Genomic DNA, 20,804 nt, shown 5'->3' on the forward strand with positions numbered 1-20,804 from the left:
GGGAAAGCGAGCCTTTTATCCGATTTTCGCGAGGAAGGGGAAGGTTTCGAGAAGCCAGAACGCCATGGTCGAGAGCTGGCCCGACATCATGGCGAGGCCCATCAGGATCATGATGCCGCCCGCCACGATCTGCAGGCTGCGACCGACGCCGCGCAGTCGGCGCAGCCTCGCCGTCATGCCGTCGGCGAACAGCGCCGTCAGGAGGAAGGGGATCGCGAGCCCGAGCGAGTAGACGCTCAGCAGAGCGACGCCGCTCGATGCCGAGGTCGACGTCGCGCTGACGGTCAGGATGGCGCCCAGAACCGGGCCGATGCAGGGCGTCCAGCCGAAGGCGAAGGCAAGACCGAGGAGATAGGCTCCCATGGGCCGTCCGCCTTCGATCGGCACATGCAGGCGAAGCTCGCGTTCGAGCCAGGCAAAGCGCACCAGCCCCGTCGTGAAGACGCCAAAGATGAAGATGATCGCGCCGCCGAGGATGCCGGCTTCGTAGCGATAGGCGAGAAGGAGGTGGCTAAGCGCGCTCGCGCCTGCGCCGAGCAGCACGAAGACTGTCGAGAAGCCGAGCACGAACCAGACGCTCATCACGAGGGCGTTGAGCCGCGACGAGGATCGCGAAGGCAGGCCGCCGGCCGCGCCGCCTGCGATATACGAGACGTAGCCAGGGACGAGCGGCAGGACGCAAGGCGACAGGAACGAGACCGCGCCGGCCGCGAGCGCCGCCCAGATGCCGATGCCGGCGATGTCCATCAGTGTGCGCTCCTTTGCGGGGCGCTGGCGAGAAGGGCCGCGATCTCGTCGATCATCGGCTTCTCGTCCCAGGCTCGTACGCCGAACCAGCGCCCCCGCTCGGAGCCGTCGGGGCCGAACAGGATCGTGGTGGGTAGCCCGGAGACCGACAGCCGGCCCACCGACGCGCCCGTCGGATCGAGGTAGACCGGGAGGTCCCTGACGTTCAATTGCGTCAGGAGCGGTTCTACGACTTCTGCGCCGTCGCGATCGACGGAGAGCGCGATCACGGCAGGAGGCCGACCGTCCAGGCTGCGATGGAGTCTCGCAAGCGCAGGCATCTCCTCGCGACAGGACCAGCACCACGTCGCCCAGACGGTCAGAAGAACGGCCTGGCCACGAAAGCTCGCGAGGGCGGCGGCGCTGCCGTCGAGCCGCTGGAACATGAGCGCGTCGGCGTTGCGCGGTCGCGGCGTCCTATCGGCGACGACGGCATAGGAGAGGGCTGCCGCAAGCGTCATGGCGACGAGCGACAGTGCGAGCCGTCTGGATCTGAACACTGGTCCGATCAATCTCGGGCCTCGAAAACAGGATTGTCATGTGGCGCGGCCTCGCATGGGCGATGCGTTCTCGCTCACGGCCGGCGTCTCGGATCTGCCGTGAAGGGCTTGCGCGCAACGATGCCGCGGGCCGCAGGGAAGGCTCGCCCTTCAGCTGCGGCGCGGTGGTCCCGTGGCCTGTGGCGGCCCTTGCGGACTGGACGAGAGAGAGGCCTGCACACCCTGGACGAAGATGGTCGCAGCGGGTTCGGCGCGTTCGGGGAGCAGAGAGGCCGGTGCCGGAGGCGTCAACGGCGCGAGAGCGACCGACTTCGCCCAAACGCAGCACGTGTTGACGCCTTCGACATGCGCCGTCCGATCACGCTGCGAATCCAGGGCGGTACCGCAGATCTCGGCGAGCGATATCTCGCCTGCGTCGAACTTGACGGCGAGATGCGTGCTCCCCGCAAGCGCGCTGGCCATCAGCTGGAACATGAGCACGAGACCGCAGGCGGCGACCAGAAGGCCTCGCCCCGTCTCCCGTAATCTGCCGGTTGACATCATGACTGCATGATTAGCCCAGCCGAGAGGAGATGAGCAATTGCGATGCGGCCCGCTCGCGCTCTTTTGACCGTTCCCGCTCACACGTACTGTGGTCATCGCGTCGACTTTCCGGCCTTGGCGATATGCTCTTCGATCTCCGACACCGTCGAGCGCTCGTCCCATTCCCGCGCACCTGGCCAGCGTGCGACTTCGCGCCCGGACGGATCGATGAGGACGGTGGTAGGCAGTCCGGTGATCCTCAGCGCCGGCATGCTCCGGGCCTCGCGATCAAGATAGATCGCGAGGTTGGAGAGGCCCATCCGCTTGAAGAAAGGCGCGACGACTTCCAGTCCCTGTCGATCGATCGACAGCGCCACGACCTCGAACGAACTGTCACCCTTCATTGCCTGAAGCCGGTCAAGCGAGGGCATCTCCTTGATGCAGGGCGGGCACCATGTCGCCCAGACGTTCAACAGGACGAAGCGGCCCTGGAACGCCGCCCCCTTCAGCTCACGTCCGTCGGCGGTCTGGAATGCCAGCCCGGACAGGACCAGCGACGACGGCACGCCTCGTCGTGTGGCGACGAAGATCCCGGATGCCGCTGCGATGATGAGGGTGAGTGCTGCGGCGGCGAGGACGAGCCGGCGCCTGCCAAGGTTCATCGAAGCACCAGGCGGATCTTGTCCAGCGCCGAGCCATCGTCCTCGTGATAGTCGATCATGGTCCGGAAGCTGCCATCGGCCCTCATCAGATAGACCGAGGCCGAATGGTCCATGGTGTAGCCGTTGTCAGTCGGGATCTTCTTGGCGTAGGCCTTGTAGGCGGCGAGGGCCGCATCGACCTGCGCGCGAGAGCCGGTCAGGCCGACCACGCGCGGATCGAATGACTGGAGGTAGAGCGCCAGCCGCTCGGGTGTATCGCGCTCGGGATCGACCGTGATCAGCAGGATCTGCAGCCGGTCCGCCGCGGCGCCGATCTGCTTGGTCATGTTGGCCAACTGCACCAGGGTCGTCGGGCAGACCTCCGGGCAGTGGGTGAAGCCGAAGAACACCGCCATGGGCTTGCCGCGATAGTCGGCGTCGGTCACCGCCTTGCCGGTGTGGTCGACAAGCGTGAACGGCCCGCCGATCGCCGGCAGGCCCTGCATGGCCGCGCGATCAGGCAGCGGCCGGCCGGGGCCGTCGACCCGCCACCATCCCAGCATGACGGCGGCGCCGACGAAGGCCACGACAACGACGCCGGCCCAGGCGCCGTAGCGGATCCATTTCAGAATCGACATGACGCGCCTCAGTGCCCCGTGTGCTCGGCTGGTGCCGGCTGCGGCGCGCCGACGCCCTGGACCTGGAATTCAACCACCACGGATCCAGCCCGCTCGAACAGTAGCGTCGCCTTCACCTTGTCGCCCTGCTTCAGGGGCGCCTTGAGCTCTACGAGCATCAAGTGCAGGCCACTGGGCTTGAACTCCACCTTCTGGCCCGATGGGATGACGATGCCGTCCGTCTTCTCGCGCATCCGCATGATGCCGTCGTTGAGACTGCTCTCATGGATCTCGACGCGGGCAGCGGCTTCGGTCGAGCCTCCGATGAGGCGGTCCGGCGTCGGTCCGGTATTCTCGATGCCGAGATAGCCGCCGCCGACCTTGGCGGCCGGCGGTGTCGCCCTGGCCCAGGGATGGGTGATCTTCAACGGACCAACGGAATAGTCGTGGGCACGGGCGGGAATGGTCGCAAAAGCGGCAAGGGACAAGGCGACGCCGAGGGCGCCGATTGCTGATCGCGTCATGGAATAGATCCTCGAACAGGTGATGATACCGGCTTGGGCCGGCGCTCGTGTCACGCGTCGAGGCCAGGTGGCGCTCGCGATCCTTGAGTGGTCGCGACCCGGAACAGGATCGCGACCTGTGTCACCTGTCCGAACGCAACAGCCTGGCTTATCCGAGCGCGATAGGGAAAGGGAGCTGACGGGCCTGTCGGCGGGACGATCGGGTCGAGCGCGAGCGTGGCACCCCAGGTGCAACACAACGACTGCGCCGTGCCATGGTGGCCGTCGTCGTCGGTCGGCGCTGCGTCTGCAACTTGGGCGCCGGAGCACAGCGTCTGCATCAGTCCGGGTATCGAACTGGCGCTGGCGATTTGCGCGCTGGCCGAGGCGCTGCCCAACAGCCCCTGCAGGATCAGGACATGGGCGAGCGTCAGCGCGAGCAGCGCCCGGACGACAACGGTTCTGGTCGAGCGCATGGTCACGGAGCTGGCATAGCGAGGCTCGAACAGCCCCGCAATGCGACATCGCGTGACCGGGCTCAGCCTGTCGCCAGATCGAAGAGCAGCTTCATGTTCAGCGCGATGATGATCGCCGCGATCATCGCAGCGATGATGGTCAGCCATCTCGGCGCGACCATCTCGCCCATCTTGCTCCTGGATGCCGTGAACATGACCAGTGGCACGATCGCGAAGGGGAGCTGAAGTCCCAGCACGACCTGGCTCAGGATCAGGAGCTTGCCGGTCTCGTCGGCACCGTAGATCCAGGTCACCAGGATTGCCGGGATGATCGCAACGAGGCGGGTGACGAGGCGGCGCACCCAGGCCGGCAGCTTGATGTCGAGGAAGCCCTCCATAACGATCTGGCCGGCCATGGTGGCGGTCACGGTCGAGTTCAGTCCACAGCACAACAGCGCGATGGCGAAGAGCGTCGGCGCAATCGACAGGCCCAGCAGAGGCGCCAGCAGCTCATGCGCCCGACCGAGTTCGGCGACGTCGTTCTGGCCCGTCTTGTGGAAGGTCGCCGCTGCCAGGATCAGGATCGAGGCGTTGACCAGCAGCGCGAACATCAGAGCGACGGTGGAGTCGACGGTGGCCCATTTCAGGGCGTCGCGCTTCTCGGGCAGCGTCTCGCCAAAGGCTCGCGTCTGCACGATGCCCGAATGCAGATAGAGGTTGTGGGGCATCACGGTCGCACCGATGATGCCCAGCGCAAGGTAGAGCATCTGCGGATTGGTGATAATCTCGGTGGTTGGCGCAAAGCCCCGGATCACCTGCCCCCAATCGGGATCGGCGAGAGCGATCTGCACGCCGAAGCACAGCGCGATCACGCCCAGTAGCGTGATGATGAAGGCCTCGATCCAACGGAATCCCTTGTTCTGTAGCCAGAGGATCACGAAGACGTCGAGCGCGGTGACGACGACGCCGATCTCGAGCGGCATGCCGAAGAGCAAGTTGAGCGCGATCGCGGTGCCGATGACCTCGGCGAGGTCGGTCGCGCAAATTGCGAGCTCGGCCAGCGCCCAGAGCGGCCAGGCGATGGCACGGGGATAGGCGTCACGGCAGGCCTGGGCGAGGTCCCGGCCGGTGGCGACGGCAAGCCTGGCGCAGAGCGCCTGCAGGATGATCGCCATGATGTTGGAGACCAGCGCGACGAAGAGCAGCGTGTAGCCGAACTGGGCTCCGCCGGCGAGCGAGGTCGCCCAGTTGCCGGGGTCCATATAGCCGACGGCGACAAGGTAGCCCGGGCCGAAGAAGGCAAGAAATTTCCGCCAGGATGTCGCGCCAGGCTTGACCTCGATGCTGCGGAACACGTCGAGCAACGACGGCTCGCCGCGCGATTTGCGCCAGCCGGTTTCCGCACCCTCGACCTTGTCCAGCATTCGCCGCTCCTAAGATGCAACTGATTTGCAAAAGCAGCCTATGGATGCATGTCCGATTGTCAATGCATTTGCGAATGATTCCCATTAAAGGAGGCTAGGGAGGAATTCATGTCCGACGCAGCCGACATGTTGATCGAGCACTGCCGCGAGGCGGGCCAGCGCATCACGGGCCCTCGCCGCATCATCGCGAATGTGGTCGCCAAGGCCGACGATCATCCGGACGTTACTGAGATCTATCGGCGGGTCGCGGCCATAGATCCCGGCATATCGTTATCGACCGTCTACCGCACGCTGAAGGTCTTCGCTGCCACGGGGCTCGTCGAGCGGCACAGCTTCGCGGGCGGACGCGTCCGGATCGAGCCCGCATCGGACGTCCACCACGATCATTTGATCGACACCGAGAGCGGCGCAGTCATTGAGTTCAGGTCGGAAGAGATCGAACGGCTACAGGCGCTGGTCGCGAGGGAGCTGGGTTTCGAGCTGACCGGGCATAGACTCGTGCTGTACGGGCGTCCTCTGGCCAAGGTGGAGCGCCGCGACCTGAAGCGCTGACGCAAGGCCAGTCCGCAGTAGGCTTTCAGCCGCAGGACGGCCTTTGACCCCTCAGATCCCATATTGCGCCACCACATGCAGGCTGTCGTCGGCTCGGCGAAACGCGAATTGGGGCCCGGTCAACGAATTGCGAGAGAGCCGGTCGTGTCCGTTCGGCCGGGAGCGTCGTCTCCGCCGAAGGGATCGGCGAGCGCGGCGTCAGGCCGGCTAATCTCGACTTTACCGGCGACCATGGGCTGCATGCGCTCTGGTCCGAGGCTCTTGAGCATCGCCCGGAAACTCTGGTGCATGCCGCCGTCCAGATGCGCGTAGCTCATCGCCGGCGTGCCGCTCCCGATCAGCTCGGCGAACCGGGCCTCGTCGCGCGCCTGGCGCTGCGACACCAAGGGCTGCACCTCCGGGGCGATGTCGTAGGTCGGGCACGCCTCAGCCGGCGAGAATGGTCCCGCCCCCTCCTTGGCGTTGAACACGTAACGGCGTCCACAGGCCGCAAGCCGGGGTGGCTGCTTCGTTGCCTCGAAGTGGTCCGAGCCTTCCTTCAGGTTTTTCCAGAAGGCGAAATGGGCGTTGTTGCGGTGCCGCGCCATATTCTCGGGCGTCATCCGGAACGGTAGCGCCTGGACCTGGAAGCTGCGCTGCCCGCCGGCGAAAGCTTCGCGCGCTAGGCCGTAGATCTCCGTGACCCCCTCGTCGGTCATGGCGAAGCAGCCAGCCGAGGTGCAGGCGCCATGGACCATGAGCGCCGATCCGGTAGCGCCTTGCGACTTCTCCAGCGGGTTGGGATAGCCGAGGTTGAACGACAGGTAGAACTGCGAGCGCGGGTTCATCAGGTCGGCCGTGACCGTGTAGAACCCTTCCGGCGCCTGTCGGTCGCCTTCGCGCTTCTTCGGGCCGAGCTGACCCGACCAGCGGCACATCGGATAGGTCTTGAGCAGAGCGTACTGGCCGCTGCGGTCGCGCTTCCAAACCTCGAGCTCGCTCTCCTTCTTGAAGATGCGCACCAGGATGGGGTCGCTCTGGCTCATGCCCTTGCTGGACATCTCCGAGACCAGCCGCGCCGGAAGCGGCTGGAGATGACGATCGTCGCCTTCGCCGGTGACGCAGCCGGACAGTGCTAGCGTGCCGAGCAAGAGCACGAGGACGAGGCGCAGCGTCGAGAAGCGGGCGAACGAGAGCATGCGAGAACTTTTGCGCGAACGGGGCTTACAGAGCGTCAACAAGGACGGTTAACGGTTCTCTACAACCTCATGCCACTTGAGCTTCAAGCAGAAATCTTCCGATCTTGATCGGCGAGCGCACGCCTGCTCCACCAGCGCCGCAGCGCCACGACTGCCCAGATCGCCTCGACCACACCGAAGGGCCAGGCGCCCTGGAGGAAGCCGTAGACGGAGCCCAGCGCGCAGGCGATGGCGAAGCCGAGGATGAACCATGGACTGCGCTCCTCGCACGCGTAGGTGATCAGCATCGCGGTCACGGCGAAGAGGCCGAAGACGGTGAGAGGGTCCATCAGAGGATCATGGCGGCGAAGGCGGGCAAGTACCACTGCAGCCACGACCGTCCATTGGCGCAATCCACCATTTGGGCGTCCAACTGCGACGCGCTGTCGCATGATATGCGGGGCGTCTTCCGCCGGAAGCGCTTGAACCTGATGCCACTTCAGGTGCGATCAGCGTATCAAGGGAGAATTCCATGATCGCGCGTCGCTCGCTGCTTCGGCTGTCGGCCGGGCTTATCGCTACCAGTCTCGCCGGTCGATCGGCGACTGCACAGACTGCTCTTGCCGCCAAGCTCCTTGAGCCCGGTCCCTTGCCGGACAAGGTCTTCGGCGCCGCCGACGCGCCAGTCACGGTGATCGAGTACGCCTCGCTGACCTGCCATCACTGCATGAACTTCCACATCAACACCTGGCCGGCGTTCAAGGCCAAGTATGTCGATACCGGCAAGGTCCGCTTCATCGCGCGGGAATTCCCGCTCGATCCGCTTTCGGCGGCCGGTTTCATGCTGGCGCGCTGCGGCGACGAGGCGAAGTGGTATCCAATCGTCGATATGCTCTACAAGACGCAGGAAGGCTGGGCGCACGCGCAGAAGCCCCTGGACGCTCTGACCCAGACCATGAAGCAGGCCGGCTTCACGCAAGAGTTGGTCGAGGCCTGCCTGCGACGCGAGGATCTGTTCCAAGGCGTCAGGCAGGTCCAGGAGCGCGGTTCCAAGGAGTTTGGCGTCAACTCGACTCCGACCTTCTTCATCAACGGCGAGAAGAAGGTTGGCGCTCTGACGATCGACGAGTTCGACAAGATCCTGACGCCGTTGCTGGCTCGGCCCTGATCGCGCGGTGAGCTCGCGATGCTAGCGCGACCCCTTGATCGCGGCGGTGACGACATCCGGGCGACCCAGGAAGCGCCCGAGATCCTGCCAGACGTTCTGGTTCTCCGGCGACTGGCGCCGGATGAAGGTCAGGCCGGATTTCGACCAGGGCAGGACCTTGTCGGTCTGGTTGTCGAGGACGAACTCGCCGCGGTCGGTGACGACGGTGAGCACGGCGTGGCCGCCGCCCTCCTTGTCGATCACCACGGTGATCAGCAGCGCCGAGAGGGGCCAGCCGCGCTTGACCAGTTCACGGCGCTTTTCGAGGACGTAGTCCTCGCAGTCGCCCTTGCCCGTCCTAGCGTAGTCCCAGTTCTCGATGACGCCGAACTGGTCCTGGTCGGTGACCGGTTCGATGGCCTTGTTGAACGTCAGGTTGACGCTCAGGAGCTCGCTCCAGGATCTGTCGTCGAGGCGCATGACTGTCGCCGATGAGCGCGGCGTCCGGCAGTCGTTGGGATTGTCGACGCAGAACTGCTGCCAGCCGATCGGCGTGCGCGAGGATTGGCCGGCGTGGAGATGGGCAAGGTCGGTATTGCCGGACGCGAAGGCTGGCGTGACCAGGGTCGAAGTCGCGATAGCGAGGACCATCGCGGCGATAACGCTTTGCCTTTTTTTCATGACGCTCTCCGTGTTGTTGAGAGCGTTTCTAGCGAGGACGCGTTGAATTCACGCGAAATTAGACCCTTGAATTATAGGCCTAAGATTCAGAATTCATTGATGTTTCTTGCCACCTCGTCAACCTTAAGGAAGGCTTTCGCCATGGACCGTTTCGCTGCAGTCGAAGGCGCTGGCCGTGCGCTCGCCGCCACAGGCGCCATGACAATTCTCGTAGGCAGGGCATCATGAAATCGCGCAACGGCGCTCTGGCCATCGCCCTGGTCGTCCTCGCGGTCCTGTTCTATGCGGTCAGCGTGGTGAGGATGCGCGAGGTGGAAGACCGCCGTCATCAGGCTGACCCCAAGGCGCATGCCTCTGGCGCCCCGGCATTATCGCCGCGCCCCTGACCATCGACGTGCAAGCGCGATTTTCTCTCAGCCGTTTTTCCCCGCGCGCCTCTTCGTCTGTGTCGCCAAAAAGGCCGCGCTAGAGCTACGGAGGGGTCACGTGTCCCTCGGCGGCTCTGATCTCGCCATCCTCGATCTGGATCGTCGTGTGGGTCAGCCCGAACTCCGAACGCATGACGGCGCTCGCCGCTGCGAGGACCGCGGTCGATCTTGCCATGTCGTCGACGACGAGATGGCAGCTCATCGCGTCCAGGCCCGACGTGATGGTCCAGACATGCAGGTCGTCGACGGCGACGACGCCAGGAAGCGCCGCGAGTTTTGCCTCGAGCAGCTCCAGGTCGACTTCCGGCGGCGTTCCTTCGAGCAGGATATGCACGGCCTGCTTCAGCAGGCTCCAGGTGCGCGGCACGATGAACAGGCCGATCCCCGCGCCGACGATCGGATCGACGATCGTCCAGCCGGTGACCAGTACGACGACGGCTGCAACGATGACGCCGAGCGAACCCAGCATGTCGCCCAGGACCTCGAAATAGGCACCCTTGACGTTCAGGCTCTCTGACGATCCTCCCGACAGCAGCTTCATGCTGACGAGGTTGACGCATAGACCCACGACCGCGACTACCAGCATCGGGCCGCCGATGATCTCCGGCGGGTTCTGGAAGCGCTGATAGGCCTCATAGAGGATGTAGACCGTCAGGAGCAGAAGGACGACGGCGTTGGTCAGCGCCGACAGCACCTCGGCGCGGACATAGCCGAATGTCTTCTCCGGCGTAGCGGGACGCTCGGCAAAGCGGATCGCGATCAGCGCCAGGGCCAGGCCGCCGGCATCGGTCAGCATGTGGGCCGCATCAGCCAAGAGCGCGAGGCTACCGGTCCAGAGCCCGCCGACGACCTCAGCGACCATGAACGCCGTGGTCAGGCCCAGCGCCATTGCCACCCGGCTCTTGTGCTTGCCTGCCGCGGTGCCCGTCGGAGCGGCCCCATGCGAGTGCCCTGTGGCCATCGTGAAACTCCCTCTCGAACGCCTACTGAGTAGAACAGGCGCTCAGATATGATCTTTGTGCTCGGGTTCGCCGAGGTTCTCGACCCGGATGTCGGCCGAGAGGCGGCCGGCGCGCTCAAAGACGAAGGTCACTGGGATGAAGCTGCCGGGCTCGACCTTGGCGTAGAGGCCGATCAGCGTGATCTGATGCGTTCCTGGCCTGAGCGACACCTTGCCATTCGCCGGCAGGGCGAGTTCGTCGAGCTCCACGGGACGGACGATGCCGTTCTTGGTGTCCAGAGCTTTCAGGATGGCGTGGTGGGCGGCGGCCGTTTCGATCTTGAGGAGTCGATCCGGGCGAGCGCCGTTGTTGGCGAAGGTCGCGTAGAATGGGAACTGGTCGCCCTTCAGCGCCGATCCCTTGGCCCAGGGATGGATCACGGCGACGCCGCCACGCTGCGCCACCGGCTCGGGATGGATCTGCCCCATGGCGAGCAGACCAGCCGCGATCAGCACTGTAAGGCCCCCGAGGCGCTAGGCCGCTGCGCCAGAGAGCAGCGCAAAGGGTTTGGTCTCAGCGGCGGCAGCCGCCTCGATCCATTGTCTGATCCGCCTCAAGATCGGTCTCCTTGCGCGCCTGGAGAGACATTGGGCTGTGGGGATGCGGCCCGGAGCGGGCCTTGCGATAGTCGGCAAGAGCGGCCAGCAGCATCAGCCCGACACCCGCCGAGATCGCGATGTCAGCGCCGTTGAAAGTCGGCCAGTGCCAATCGCCCCAGTGAAGGTCGATGAAGTCCGTGACGGCGCCCTGACGCCAGCGGTCCTGCGCATTGCCGAGCGCACCGCCCGCAACCAGCGCCAGACCGACCCTCTCGAGCCGGATCCGGCTTCTGACGGCCCAGACCATGAGGCCGATGGCGACGACGACCTTGAACGCGGCCAGCATGCCCGGCCACGCCTCCAGCGTGTCGCGGCCGATCCCGAAGCTGACGCCGTAGTTGAAGCCGAGGCGCAGATTGAGGAACGGCGCGATCTCGATGACGCGCGGCGGCGCCATCACATATGTGAGGATCAGCCATTTCGAGAGCTGGTCCAGCGCCGCGGCGGCGACCGCCCAACCAAGGACTTCTCCGAGCCGCTTCTGCAACGTCATGGCGTCGTGCTTTCCGGGGTGGTGCGGGTCCCGAGCCAACGCCGCACCCGCTGCTGGTAGTCGCGATAGGGCTGGCCGAGGGTTCGCTGAAGGACGCGTTCCTCGATGCGGACCTGGAGGATGATGGCGACCAGGAGCACGAGCGTCAGCGCGCCTTGGATCAGGCTGGGCAGCACGAGGAAGAGCCCAACGAAGACCAGGGCCTGGCCGACGAAGACCGGGTTGCGCGAGATGGCGAAGGGGCCGCTGTCGACGATCGGGCCGAGCTCGCCCTCCGCCGCGCCGATGCGCCAGGAGGCGCCCATATAGCGCTGGGACAGGATCGCGAGGCAGGCTCCGACGACGACGAGAAGATGGCCCAGGACATCAACCCAGGGGCCATCGAGCGCGCGTTGGAGCGGGTCGGCCTTGATCGGATTGCCGACCAATGTCAGCACGATGGGCCAGATCACCGCACCGGCGAAGGCGAGGCGGAACAGCGTGGCCGGCAGCGCCTGCTTCTCAAGCCCTTTGCCGAAGAGCCAGACCGGCCGTCCCGCTTCCCTGGCGAGGATGGCCGACATGGCGAGGAAGCTGATGACGTAGACGACGGTCATCAGGTAGCTGGCGATCTCCATGCCGGACATGGCGCGCTCCTTCCGCTCAGCCGGCGCGGCCGGCGTTGAAGCGGAGCAGCCGCAGCGCGTTGGCCGTCACAATGACCGTGGCGCCGGTATCGGCCAGGATCGCGACCCAGAGGCCGGTGTAGCCGAACACCGTGGTGACCAGGAACACGGCCTTGAGCCCGAGCGCGATGACGATGTTGACGCGGATGTTGGCCATCGTCGCCCGCGCCAGCCTGATCATCGCGGCGACGTCGCGGACGCGGCTCTTCAGGATCGCGGCGTCGGCGGTTTCTAGTGCGACGTCGGTGCCCGAGCCCATCGCCACACCGATGCCGGCGGCGGCGAGCGCCGGCGCGTCATTGATGCCGTCGCCGATCATCATGACAGAGGCCTCGGCCGACAGCACCTTGATCGCGGCGACTTTATCCTCCGGCATCAGTTCGGCCTTGTGCTCCATTCCCAGCGAACCGGCGATGGCCGCTCCCGTGCGGGCGTTGTCGCCGGTCAGCATCAGCGAGCGGATGCCCATCGCCTTCAACTCTGCGATGCCGGCGGCGGCGTCTTCGCGCGGCTCGTCGCGCATGGCGATCAGGCCGGCTAGGACGCCATCCGCGATCACGGCTGCGACGGTCTTGCCGGCGGTCTCCAACTGCTCGACGGCCGCCTTCGCCTGGTCGTCGAAGTTGGCTCGCGAGAGCGCGTGACGCGGCGCCCCGACGAAGATTGTGGCTCCGTCCAGCGTACCGGTGACGCCCTGCCCGGCGATGGCCTTCGCCTCGGTGGCATTGCGCACCGGGATCGCATGTCCCTTGGCACGCTCGATGATCGCCAGCGCCAGCGGGTGGCTCGATCCGGTCTCGACGGAGGCCGCGAGTTCCACGACCTCCCGTTCGGTCCGTGCCAGCGCGACGACCTCCGTGACGCGCGGGCGGCCTTGCGTGAGCGTGCCGGTCTTGTCGAAGGCGACAACGCCGGTCTTCGCGGCAGCCTCGATGACGACGCCGCCCTTCATCAGCAGGCCCTGGCGTGCGCCGGTGGAGAGCGAGGCGGCGATCGAGGCCGGCACCGAGATGACCAGCGCGCAGGGGCAGCCGATCAGCAGCAGCGCCAGGGCCCGGTAGATCCAGACCGCCCACTCTCCACCGAGCATCAGCGGCGGCACGATCGCCACCAGCACGGCCAGTCCGACGATCGCCGGCATGTAGATCCGCGAGAACCTGTCGATGAAGCGCTCGGTCGGCGCCCGCGCCTCCTGCGCCTCCTCGACGAGCCGGATGATGCGGGAGATGGTGTTGTCTTCGGCAGCCTTGGTCACGCGCACGCGCAGCGCCGCCTCGCTGTTGACGGACCCGGCGAAGACCGTCTCGCCGACGCCCTTGGTCTTGGGTACCGACTCGCCGGTCACCGGGCTCTCGTCGATACCGGAGACGCCGTCCGTGATTTCGCCGTCGGCGGGGATGCGATCGCCGGGGCGCACCAGAACGGTCTGGCCGATGATCAACGCCGCGGCGTCGATCGTGCGCGTCGCGCCGTTCTCCTCGACAATCGCGGTCTTGGGCACGAGATCGCCTAGCGCCCGGATAGAGGCCCGCGCCCGGTCGGCGGCGACGCCCTCCAGCACTTCACCGACGGCGAAGAGGAACACGACCAGCGCAGCCTCCTCGGCCGCCCCGATGAACAGCGCGCCCGTGGCGGCGATGGTCATCAGCATCTCGATGGTAAAGGGCATGCCGGCGCTTGCGGCCGCATAGGCCTTGCGCGCGACCGGCACGATCCCGATCACGCAAGCCGCGATGAAGGCCCAGTGCGCGGCGGCAGGCCAGATGAGGCTGGACGCCCAGGCTGCACCCAGCAGCGCGCCGGTCGTCAATACGAGGCGGCCCTTATTGGTCTGGTACCAGGCAACGCCGTCCGGTGTCGCCTCGTGGACATGGCCCGGCAGGCCGTGGCCGGCATCGACGGGCTGTTTGCCGACCGTGTCAGCCGTCCCTTGCGTCGCGGCGCCTCCATCGTCGCCATGAGAGTGGCTATGACCCGCATGATCGTGCCCGGCATGATCTTCATGCTCGCGACGATCGCCGATTGCAGGGCTCGACGCTTGCGTCTTTGGCGCAACGAGGGCGGTGGTAAAGCCGAGGCTGGCGATGCGCTTCTCGACTGCGTCGCGCTTTGTCTGAGTCTCATCGAGCGCAAGCGTCAGGGTTTCCGACATGACCGAGAGCTTGACGTCGCTGACGCCAGGCAAGCGCTCGAGCGCACCACGAATGGTCGCAGCGCAACCTGGACAATCCATGCCGCCGACCTTCCAGCTCGGGTTCTGGAGCTTGGTGTCCGAGGTCGCTGTCATGGTCGTCTCCGCTTGCAGGCGCTGCGAGACAACCTACATACGATCTCTAGCCACTTCAGGTTCAAGAGGTAAAATGATATGGACGCAAAAAACCTCGCGCGCGTCATGCCGATCGGATCGCTCTCGGACCGGACCGGCGTGAAGGTCGAGACGATCCGCTACTACGAGCAGGTCGGGCTTCTTCCGCAGCCAGAGCGCTCGGAGGGCAACCAGCGCCGCTATGGCCGCGCCCATTTCGAGCGCCTGGCCTTCATCAAGCACGCCCGAGATCTCGGCTTCCCCGTCGACGGCATCCGCGCCCTGCTCAAGCTGTCGGACAACCCCGGCATGGCCTGCGACGAGGCCCATGCGATCTCCGTCGCCCATCTCGACGACGTCCGCCACAAGATTGCGAGACTGCGCTCGTTGGAGAAGGAGTTGGAGCGGATCGCGGCGACCTGCTCCGGTGGTGTCGCTGCCTGCGACTGCGCGATCATTGAGGCGCTGGCCGATCATGCGCTGTGCGAGCAACGCAATCATTGAGGGCGAAGACATCAGTAAATTCGTACCGACCTACTCATAGAATCAAAGTGGACTGCAGACAGAATTAGATGAGCCTCATATTGCTTTTCCAATAAGGACTCCAATGCCTGCCGTGACGCCCATCGCGAAAGCCCCCCAGAAAGCTACCCGGATGGTAGGCCGCCAAATCGCCGCACCGCCGGCGATTGCCCCCAATGCGCCGAGCGCAGCCAGAAAGATCAATGACGTCATCGACACGATCGCGACAAGCTGGCTCGGAGTGGCCAGCGTCGCGGCGATGATCGGCAGCAAAGCGCCGCCCGCGAATGTTGCCGCCGACGTTAGGGCAGCCTGTATTGGCCTTGCTGCCGTAGCATCGGTGATCCCGAGTTCCTCGCGAGCGTGAGCGCCGAGAGCATCCTTGGCCATCAGTTGCTCAGCGACTTGGCGAGCGAGGGCCGGAGATACGCCGCGCTCGACGTATATTTGTGTAAGTTCTTCGGTTTCTAACTCCGGCTGACCCGCCAGCTCCATCCGCTCGCGTGCGAGGTCGGCGTTCTCCGTGTCGGACTGAGAACTGACGGAGACGTACTCGCCCGCTGCCATCGACATGCCACCAGCCACGAGGCCGGCTACGCCGGCAACCATGACCTCTCCCGACGAACTCGCGGCAGAAGCAACGCCGACCATAAGGCTGGCCGTTGAGATGATCCCGTCATTGGCACCGAGAACAGCTGCGCGCAGCCAGCCGATCCGTGAAACAAGATGATTTTCGGCATGGGTCGTTCTCATGAGCAGGGGGCCTTCATAATGGTGTGAGGCAGGGCGTTACAATTTGTCACTGGATGAACGACACAAAAGCACTCAACAAGGAGCGGCAAAGCCTTCGCTTTCATGAAATCAGATGGAGCCTACCGTGAACCGCAGAAACTTGCTCGCGAGCGCCGGCATTCTTGCCACGAGCGCCGTGGCCACTCGCTACGGCTTTGCCCAGATGTCCAGCATGCCCGGCATGCAACATGGTGGTGCGGTCCCGCCGAAAGCCGTGATCCAGCCGATCGAAGGCCAACCCTTGCCGATGCTGAAGGAAGTCGGCGCAGGCGCGAATGGGGAACTGGTCGCAGAACTTCGTGCATCGCCTGCTTCCGCTGAAATCGTTCGCGGGATGAAGACGCCGCTCCTGGCCTATAACGGCATGAGCCCGGGGCCCTGCTTCGTTGCCCGGGAAGGCGATCTCGTCCGGATTACCTTAGTGAACGAGATTCCAGGACAGGAGAGCACGATCCACTGGCACGGGATGCCAGTTCCCGCCGAACAGGACGGAAATCCAATGAACCCGGTCAAGAGCGGCGAGAGGCAGACCTATGAATTCCGCCTTCCCGAAGGAAGCGCGGGATCCTACTGGTATCATCCGCACCCGCACAAATTCACCGCTGAACAGGTTTACAGGGGCCTCGCCGGCGCCTTCATCGTCAAGCCGCGCGGCGAAGATCCCGTTCCGGCGGCCTTTGGCGACACGCCACTGTTTTTTACTGACATGCGTCTGGCGTCGGACGGGACCATGCCTGCGAGCACGCCGGTCGATCTGATGAACGGACGGCAGGGCGATTTCGTTCTCGTGAACGGGGCATACAAGCCGAACCTAAGTCTCGAAGCTGGGACCCGCCGGCGTTTCCGGCTCTATAACGCTTCGAGCGCTCGCTATCTTCGGATCAGTTTCGGCGGCATCAAATTCGCGCTCATCGGCTCGGACGGCGGGCTCCTGGAGACGCCCGTTGTTGATATGACGGAGGTTCTGCTGGCTCCTGCCGAACGTGCCGAGGTTCTCGTTCCATTCGATGGAAGCCAACGATCGGTCACAGTCCAGAGCCTTACCTATGACCGCGGCTGGATGGGACCCGGCGCGCCGTCGGCCGCCGCCGTCAACCTCATGACGATCTCCGTCACCGGCTCCGCTGCGGCCTCCGTCCCGCCGCTGCCTGCCAAGCTGCGCGCCATCACCGACCTCGGTGCCTCAACGATCTCCAAACGCTTCGTCTTCGGCGAGACCATGAAGATGGGAGGCCCCGGAGGAATGAGCATGACCTTCTTGATCAACGGCAAGGTTTTCGAACTGGGACGGATCGACGAAACGATGAAGGTCGGCAAGCCTGAAATCTGGGAGATCGTCAATCCCACGGATATGGATCACCCGTTCCATATTCACGGCACTCAGTTCCAGGTCATCGACACGGAGAAAGCCGGGAAGCGGGTTGCCGCGCCTTTCAAGGCCTGGAAGGACACGGTGAACGTTGCGAGCAAGGAAACTGTCCGCATCAAGATCGTCCAAGACATGCCCGGGGATCGAATGTATCACTGCCACATATTGGAGCACGAACATCTCGGCATGATGGGAACCCTTCGCGTCGGCGGGTAGGAACGAGATCGATCGACGAATCGCGACGGCTGGCATGTCGTCTGAGCGAGAGGCTCGCTCAGGGTCCTGTCACTTACCTGTGCCCGGTAGTGCCGTCAGGCCAAATCTGCTGACCCGAAACCTCATCGGGTGCGGCCGGCCCTGATCACGCTCGTCGCTAAAACAGCGACGCAGCCGCCGATGAGGGCGCCGGCGGCCCAGATCATCGGCGCTTGGAGACCGAACGCTAGGATCGCGGCCGCCGCGACGACGACCAGGATAGCCAGCGCGAGAAATTCGTCGTCGATGAACATGCCGACGAATTCCCGCAGGACAAGGCGGAGGATCTGCATCAGGCGAACTCCTGCCGTTGGCGGCGGATGATGGCCGCGAGCCCCAAGCCCGTCGCAAGGAAGAGCGCCGCGAAGGCTAGAATGGCGAGGTCCCGTCCCGGCCATGCGATCCCAAGGCCCTCGCCGGTCCAGAACAGGCCAAAAGCCGAAAGCATGACGCCCACTCCAAATTTGAGTGTGTTCTCGGGAATGCGCGTGAGCGGCTTGCGGACCACGAGCCCTATCACCAGCACGAGCAGGCATGCCGCGAGTGCCCCGAGGCTTGCCGGCCACAGCAGGCCTCGGCCGGCGCCGACCGCGATGACGATGAAGACGACTTCGACCCCTTCCAGCACCACCGCCTTGAAGGCCGCCAGGCCCGCGATCCAGTCGAGATGCTTCTGCTGTTGACGGGCCAGGTCCGTCAGTTGCGCCGATTCCCTGGCGAAGGCGAGCGTCTCGTCGTGTAGCGGTATAATGCCGGCCGAACGTAGGGTCGCCTTTCGCAGCCAGCGCAAACCGAACAGCAGCAGAAGCACGCCGACAAATAGCTGCAACGCCTGGATCGGCACTTGGTCCAACACGGGGCCAAGCGTCAAGACGAGGGCGACCAGAAGGGCGAGACCGACCGCGGCCCCCGTCAAGGCGGGGCGCCAGCCGCGAACCGTGCCGACCGCGAGCACGATGGTGAACGCTTCGACGACCTCGACCAAAGAGCCGAGAAAGGCTGCAGATATAGCGGGAGCGGCAGTGGCCCATGTCGTCATGGTCGCTTACTTTCGAATTGAGATGGCGCTCTGGCCATACGCCTGTCACGATCGCAAATGCTGAACCGTAGCGATGTCACGTTTATATGTTACGGTCGTAACAATCAAGGGGTTCAATGGTTTCTCTCGAATGGCTGCTACTGACTTACAAGGTCCCGACCGAGCCTGCCCGCAAACGCGTCTCGATCTGGCGCAAGCTCAAAGGCATGGGCGCGGTCTATCTGCAGGGGGGCGTTTGCGTGCTGCCCAAAACCGACGACCACCTGCGCCGTCTGAAAATGCTTGAGAACGAAATCGCCGAGGCCGAGGGCGAGGCTCTGCTGCTTGCAACAATCGGCCTTGACCAGAAGCAGCAGGACAAAATCATCAGTCGTTTCAATGCCGATCGAGACGATGAATACAAGGAATTCATCGAGAAATGCATCGCGTTCGAGACTGAAATCGCGCATGAAACCGAAATAAAGCACTTTACTTATGCAGAATTAGGGGAAAATGAGCAGGAATTGGCTAAATTCAAAAATTGGATGGCCAGAATCCAGAAGCTTGATTTCTACGGTGCTCCACTCAGTAAGGAGGCGATCGCACGTTTGGTCCGATCCGAGGCTATCCTCGATGTCTACGCGCACAACGTATTTGCGGCTCAAGCTGAGAACAGGTTGCCGAGAGAGGCAGGGTAGCTTTAGCGTTGGGGATACCTTCGTCGCGGCCACTATGCGACTGCTTGAAAAATGGCAGAGGGATTTCGCCCTCCGCCATTCTCCTCGATGCGTTATCCTGCGATGGCGTTTGGGGGCTGTCCGCAGAACGACGCTCCAAGCACGACAATCAGTTATGCTGCAGCGAATGTCACCGCCATGAACCGTGATCCATCCTCCGTCTTAATCTTCAAAAGCACGGCCTTCTTTCCGTCCTTGCGAGCCTGCTCCAGACCCGACTTAACCTGCTCGGGCCTCTCGACCGGCTTTCCTCCGACCTCGAGGATCACGCTGCCCTCGGACAGCCCCTTTGCAGCTGCCTGGCCGTTGGGATCGACTCCCACGACAACGACACCGACATCACCTGCACCCGGCACGGCCCTCGCAGGCGCGAGCTTCACGCCGAGGATCGACTTGGCATCGGAGGCCGAAGCGTCGGCCTTGGCCTGCCCCTCGTCGCTCTGGACCGCGAGCGCAACTGTCGTGGTCTGCTCCTTGCCATCACGCAGATAGGTGAATTCAGCTTTGTCGTTCGACTTCATGGCGCCGACCTTGCGGGTCAGCTCCCGAGCGTCCTTGATCGCGACGCCATTCATTCTGGTGATGACGTCGCCCGATTTCAGCCCCGCCATGGCTGCTGGCGTGCCAGGCTCGGCGGAATCGACGAGCGCACCCGCGGCTGTCGGCAATCCGAGACCGTCCGCAAGGTCCTGCGTCACCGGCTGCACGCGGACGCCGAGATAGGCGCGGTTGACCTTGCCGCCGTGCTCAAGCTGATCGACGACCGAGGTGACGGTAGAGGCGGGGATGGCGAAGGCGAGGCCGACGCTGCCGCCCGACGGCGAGAAGATGGCGGTGTTCACGCCAACAACCTCGCCCTTGAGGTTGAAGGTCGGCCCGCCCGAATTACCCTTGTTGATGGGCGCGTCGATCTGGAGATAGTCGTCATAGGGTCCCGACCCAAGGTCGCGACCATGCGCCGAGACGATGCCGGCGGTGACTGTGCCGCCCAGGCCAAAGGGATTGCCGATCGCGACAACCCAGTCGCCTACCATGGGGGCGTCCTTGGCGAGTGCTACAAAGGGATAGTCGCCTTTCTCATTGACCTTCAGGAGAGCGAGGTCGGTCTTCGGATCCGTGCCGACGACTTTCGCCGTGAGTTCAGTTCCATCGACCTTGGTGATCGTCACGGCCTTGGCGTTCTGTACGACGTGGTTGTTGGTCACGAGATAACCATCAGCGGAGATAAAAAAGCCCGAGCCCTGCGCCATGGCCGGCGCTTGCAGAGGGCGCGGCCGCGACGGCGACTGGTCCTGCTGCTGGCCGAAGCGCTTGAAGAACTCCTGGATCTGCGGCGGCAGGTTGTCGAACTGTTCCGACAGATCAGCTGCCTGGGTGACGCCTGCATCGAGCTTCACCTTCACGGATACGACTGCAGGCTTCACACGCTGCACGACCGTCGAGAAAGACGGCATGGCCTGAGCGTTTAGATCTCCCGTGACGACTTGGGCGGCGCGTGCTTCGTGCGGCCCAGCGAGGCTCAGAACGCCGTAGGAACCGCCGGCCAACATGGCCAAGGCTGCGACGGAAGCCATCCAGCGCGTGCGGGATGACATTAATGAGGTGTTCTTCGAGAGTGCCATGATGGATCTCCGT

General features: G+C 64.3%; 26 protein-coding genes. 6 read left to right on the forward strand and 20 right to left on the reverse strand.

Annotated elements, in window-relative coordinates:
• Window positions 1-15: 15 nt before the first annotated feature.
• The 8 genes from GV161_RS26885 to GV161_RS26920 all read right to left on the reverse strand — a co-directional run bounded on the left by GV161_RS26885 (window position 16) and on the right by GV161_RS26920 (window position 5,448).
• Window positions 16-747 (reverse strand): cytochrome c biogenesis protein CcdA, encoded by a 732-nt coding sequence (locus GV161_RS26885; protein WP_152016285.1) that lies wholly within the window; start codon window positions 745-747, stop codon window positions 16-18.
• Entirely contained in the window at window positions 747-1,247 is a 501-nt protein-coding gene (locus GV161_RS26890) for a TlpA disulfide reductase family protein (RefSeq protein WP_152016286.1), read from the reverse strand. Before GV161_RS26890 ends, GV161_RS26885 begins: the two co-directional genes overlap by 1 nt.
• 189 nt (window positions 1,248-1,436) lie before the next feature.
• Complete coding sequence (locus tag GV161_RS26895; RefSeq protein ID WP_152016287.1) at window positions 1,437-1,760, reverse strand: hypothetical protein; 324 nt, start codon at window positions 1,758-1,760, stop codon at window positions 1,437-1,439.
• Between the two features lie 161 nt (window positions 1,761-1,921).
• The gene (locus tag GV161_RS26900) at window positions 1,922-2,470 is read right to left on the reverse strand and encodes a TlpA disulfide reductase family protein (protein WP_152016288.1); all 549 of its coding nucleotides are present in this window, start codon (window positions 2,468-2,470) and stop codon (window positions 1,922-1,924) included.
• Window positions 2,467-3,087: an SCO family protein gene (locus tag GV161_RS26905; RefSeq protein WP_152016289.1), complete on the reverse strand. Its 621-nt coding sequence runs from the start codon at window positions 3,085-3,087 to the stop codon at window positions 2,467-2,469. The genes GV161_RS26900 and GV161_RS26905 overlap by 4 nt, the downstream gene beginning before the upstream one ends.
• Window positions 3,088-3,095: 8 nt before the next feature.
• Window positions 3,096-3,590, reverse strand: coding sequence for a copper chaperone PCu(A)C (locus GV161_RS26910; protein ID WP_152016290.1), 495 nt, complete (start codon window positions 3,588-3,590; stop codon window positions 3,096-3,098).
• 50 nt (window positions 3,591-3,640) lie between these two features.
• Entirely contained in the window at window positions 3,641-4,051 is a 411-nt protein-coding gene (locus GV161_RS26915; RefSeq protein ID WP_159650450.1) for a DUF2946 family protein, read from the reverse strand.
• A gap of 56 nt (window positions 4,052-4,107) precedes the next feature.
• Window positions 4,108-5,448, reverse strand: a complete 1,341-nt coding sequence (locus tag GV161_RS26920) for an Nramp family divalent metal transporter (protein WP_152016292.1) — start codon at window positions 5,446-5,448, stop codon at window positions 4,108-4,110.
• 108 nt (window positions 5,449-5,556) lie between these two features.
• Here GV161_RS26920 and GV161_RS26925 point away from each other — a divergent pair, with 108 nt between their 5' ends.
• Window positions 5,557-6,000, forward strand: coding sequence for a Fur family transcriptional regulator (locus tag GV161_RS26925; protein WP_152016293.1), 444 nt, complete (start codon window positions 5,557-5,559; stop codon window positions 5,998-6,000).
• 119 nt (window positions 6,001-6,119) lie between these two features.
• Here the strand turns inward: GV161_RS26925 and GV161_RS26930 are convergent, their stop codons facing one another.
• Together GV161_RS26930 and GV161_RS26935 are read right to left on the reverse strand one after the other, a co-directional pair.
• On the reverse strand, window positions 6,120-7,178 hold the full coding sequence (locus GV161_RS26930; protein ID WP_152016294.1) for a murein L,D-transpeptidase family protein: 1,059 nt from the start codon (window positions 7,176-7,178) through the stop codon (window positions 6,120-6,122).
• Window positions 7,179-7,261: 83 nt separating this feature from the next.
• The gene (locus GV161_RS26935) at window positions 7,262-7,507 is read right to left on the reverse strand and encodes a hypothetical protein (protein ID WP_068185506.1); all 246 of its coding nucleotides are present in this window, start codon (window positions 7,505-7,507) and stop codon (window positions 7,262-7,264) included.
• Window positions 7,508-7,689: 182 nt separating this feature from the next.
• Here GV161_RS26935 and GV161_RS26940 point away from each other — a divergent pair, with 182 nt between their 5' ends.
• Entirely contained in the window at window positions 7,690-8,325 is a 636-nt protein-coding gene (locus GV161_RS26940; protein WP_068185503.1) for a DsbA family protein, read from the forward strand.
• A gap of 21 nt (window positions 8,326-8,346) precedes the next feature.
• On the opposite strand, the gene GV161_RS26945 is transcribed toward GV161_RS26940, so the two are convergent.
• Window positions 8,347-8,985 (reverse strand): transglutaminase-like cysteine peptidase, encoded by a 639-nt coding sequence (locus tag GV161_RS26945; RefSeq protein ID WP_152016295.1) that lies wholly within the window; start codon window positions 8,983-8,985, stop codon window positions 8,347-8,349.
• 224 nt (window positions 8,986-9,209) lie between these two features.
• Between GV161_RS26945 and GV161_RS26950 the strand changes: the two genes are divergently transcribed.
• A complete protein-coding gene (locus tag GV161_RS26950; protein ID WP_159650732.1) occupies window positions 9,210-9,371 on the forward strand; it encodes a hypothetical protein in 162 nt (53 codons plus the stop codon).
• A gap of 85 nt (window positions 9,372-9,456) precedes the next feature.
• On the opposite strand, the gene GV161_RS26955 is transcribed toward GV161_RS26950, so the two are convergent.
• Genes GV161_RS26955 through GV161_RS26975 form a run of 5 tightly spaced genes read right to left on the reverse strand, consistent with a single transcriptional unit; the run spans window position 9,457 to window position 14,458 of the window.
• Window positions 9,457-10,374, reverse strand: a complete 918-nt coding sequence (locus GV161_RS26955) for a cation diffusion facilitator family transporter (protein ID WP_152016296.1) — start codon at window positions 10,372-10,374, stop codon at window positions 9,457-9,459.
• 42 nt (window positions 10,375-10,416) lie between these two features.
• The gene (locus GV161_RS26960) at window positions 10,417-10,869 is read right to left on the reverse strand and encodes a copper chaperone PCu(A)C (RefSeq protein WP_152016297.1); all 453 of its coding nucleotides are present in this window, start codon (window positions 10,867-10,869) and stop codon (window positions 10,417-10,419) included.
• A gap of 58 nt (window positions 10,870-10,927) precedes the next feature.
• A complete protein-coding gene (lspA, locus tag GV161_RS26965; protein ID WP_152016298.1) occupies window positions 10,928-11,506 on the reverse strand; it encodes a signal peptidase II in 579 nt (192 codons plus the stop codon).
• Window positions 11,503-12,132 carry an isoprenylcysteine carboxylmethyltransferase family protein gene (locus GV161_RS26970; RefSeq protein ID WP_152016299.1) on the reverse strand — a complete coding sequence of 210 codons (630 nt, stop codon included), beginning with the start codon at window positions 12,130-12,132 and terminating at the stop codon, window positions 11,503-11,505. Before GV161_RS26970 ends, lspA begins: the two co-directional genes overlap by 4 nt.
• Window positions 12,133-12,148: 16 nt before the next feature.
• Complete coding sequence (locus GV161_RS26975) at window positions 12,149-14,458, reverse strand: heavy metal translocating P-type ATPase (protein ID WP_152016300.1); 2,310 nt, start codon at window positions 14,456-14,458, stop codon at window positions 12,149-12,151.
• 78 nt (window positions 14,459-14,536) lie between these two features.
• Between GV161_RS26975 and GV161_RS26980 the strand changes: the two genes are divergently transcribed.
• On the forward strand, window positions 14,537-14,980 hold the full coding sequence (locus GV161_RS26980) for a helix-turn-helix domain-containing protein (RefSeq protein WP_152016301.1): 444 nt from the start codon (window positions 14,537-14,539) through the stop codon (window positions 14,978-14,980).
• Between the two features lie 75 nt (window positions 14,981-15,055).
• On the opposite strand, the gene GV161_RS26985 is transcribed toward GV161_RS26980, so the two are convergent.
• Window positions 15,056-15,751 (reverse strand): VIT family protein, encoded by a 696-nt coding sequence (locus GV161_RS26985; protein WP_152016302.1) that lies wholly within the window; start codon window positions 15,749-15,751, stop codon window positions 15,056-15,058.
• A 124-nt stretch (window positions 15,752-15,875) separates the two neighbouring features.
• Between GV161_RS26985 and GV161_RS26990 the strand changes: the two genes are divergently transcribed.
• The gene (locus tag GV161_RS26990; protein ID WP_152016303.1) at window positions 15,876-17,375 is read left to right on the forward strand and encodes a multicopper oxidase family protein; all 1,500 of its coding nucleotides are present in this window, start codon (window positions 15,876-15,878) and stop codon (window positions 17,373-17,375) included.
• Between the two features lie 122 nt (window positions 17,376-17,497).
• Here the strand turns inward: GV161_RS26990 and GV161_RS26995 are convergent, their stop codons facing one another.
• On the reverse strand, window positions 17,498-17,707 hold the full coding sequence (locus tag GV161_RS26995) for a hypothetical protein (RefSeq protein WP_152016304.1): 210 nt from the start codon (window positions 17,705-17,707) through the stop codon (window positions 17,498-17,500).
• A complete protein-coding gene (locus GV161_RS27000) occupies window positions 17,707-18,453 on the reverse strand; it encodes a TMEM165/GDT1 family protein (protein WP_152016305.1) in 747 nt (248 codons plus the stop codon). Before GV161_RS27000 ends, GV161_RS26995 begins: the two co-directional genes overlap by 1 nt.
• Window positions 18,454-18,569: 116 nt before the next feature.
• Between GV161_RS27000 and GV161_RS27005 the strand changes: the two genes are divergently transcribed.
• Entirely contained in the window at window positions 18,570-19,130 is a 561-nt protein-coding gene (locus GV161_RS27005) for a Chromate resistance protein ChrB (RefSeq protein WP_152016306.1), read from the forward strand.
• A gap of 152 nt (window positions 19,131-19,282) precedes the next feature.
• Here the strand turns inward: GV161_RS27005 and GV161_RS27010 are convergent, their stop codons facing one another.
• Entirely contained in the window at window positions 19,283-20,791 is a 1,509-nt protein-coding gene (locus GV161_RS27010) for a Do family serine endopeptidase (protein ID WP_152016307.1), read from the reverse strand.
• Window positions 20,792-20,804 lie beyond the last annotated feature (13 nt).

It is taken from the genome of Bosea sp. 29B (assembly GCF_902506165.1).
Classification (GTDB): domain Bacteria; phylum Pseudomonadota; class Alphaproteobacteria; order Rhizobiales; family Beijerinckiaceae; genus Allobosea.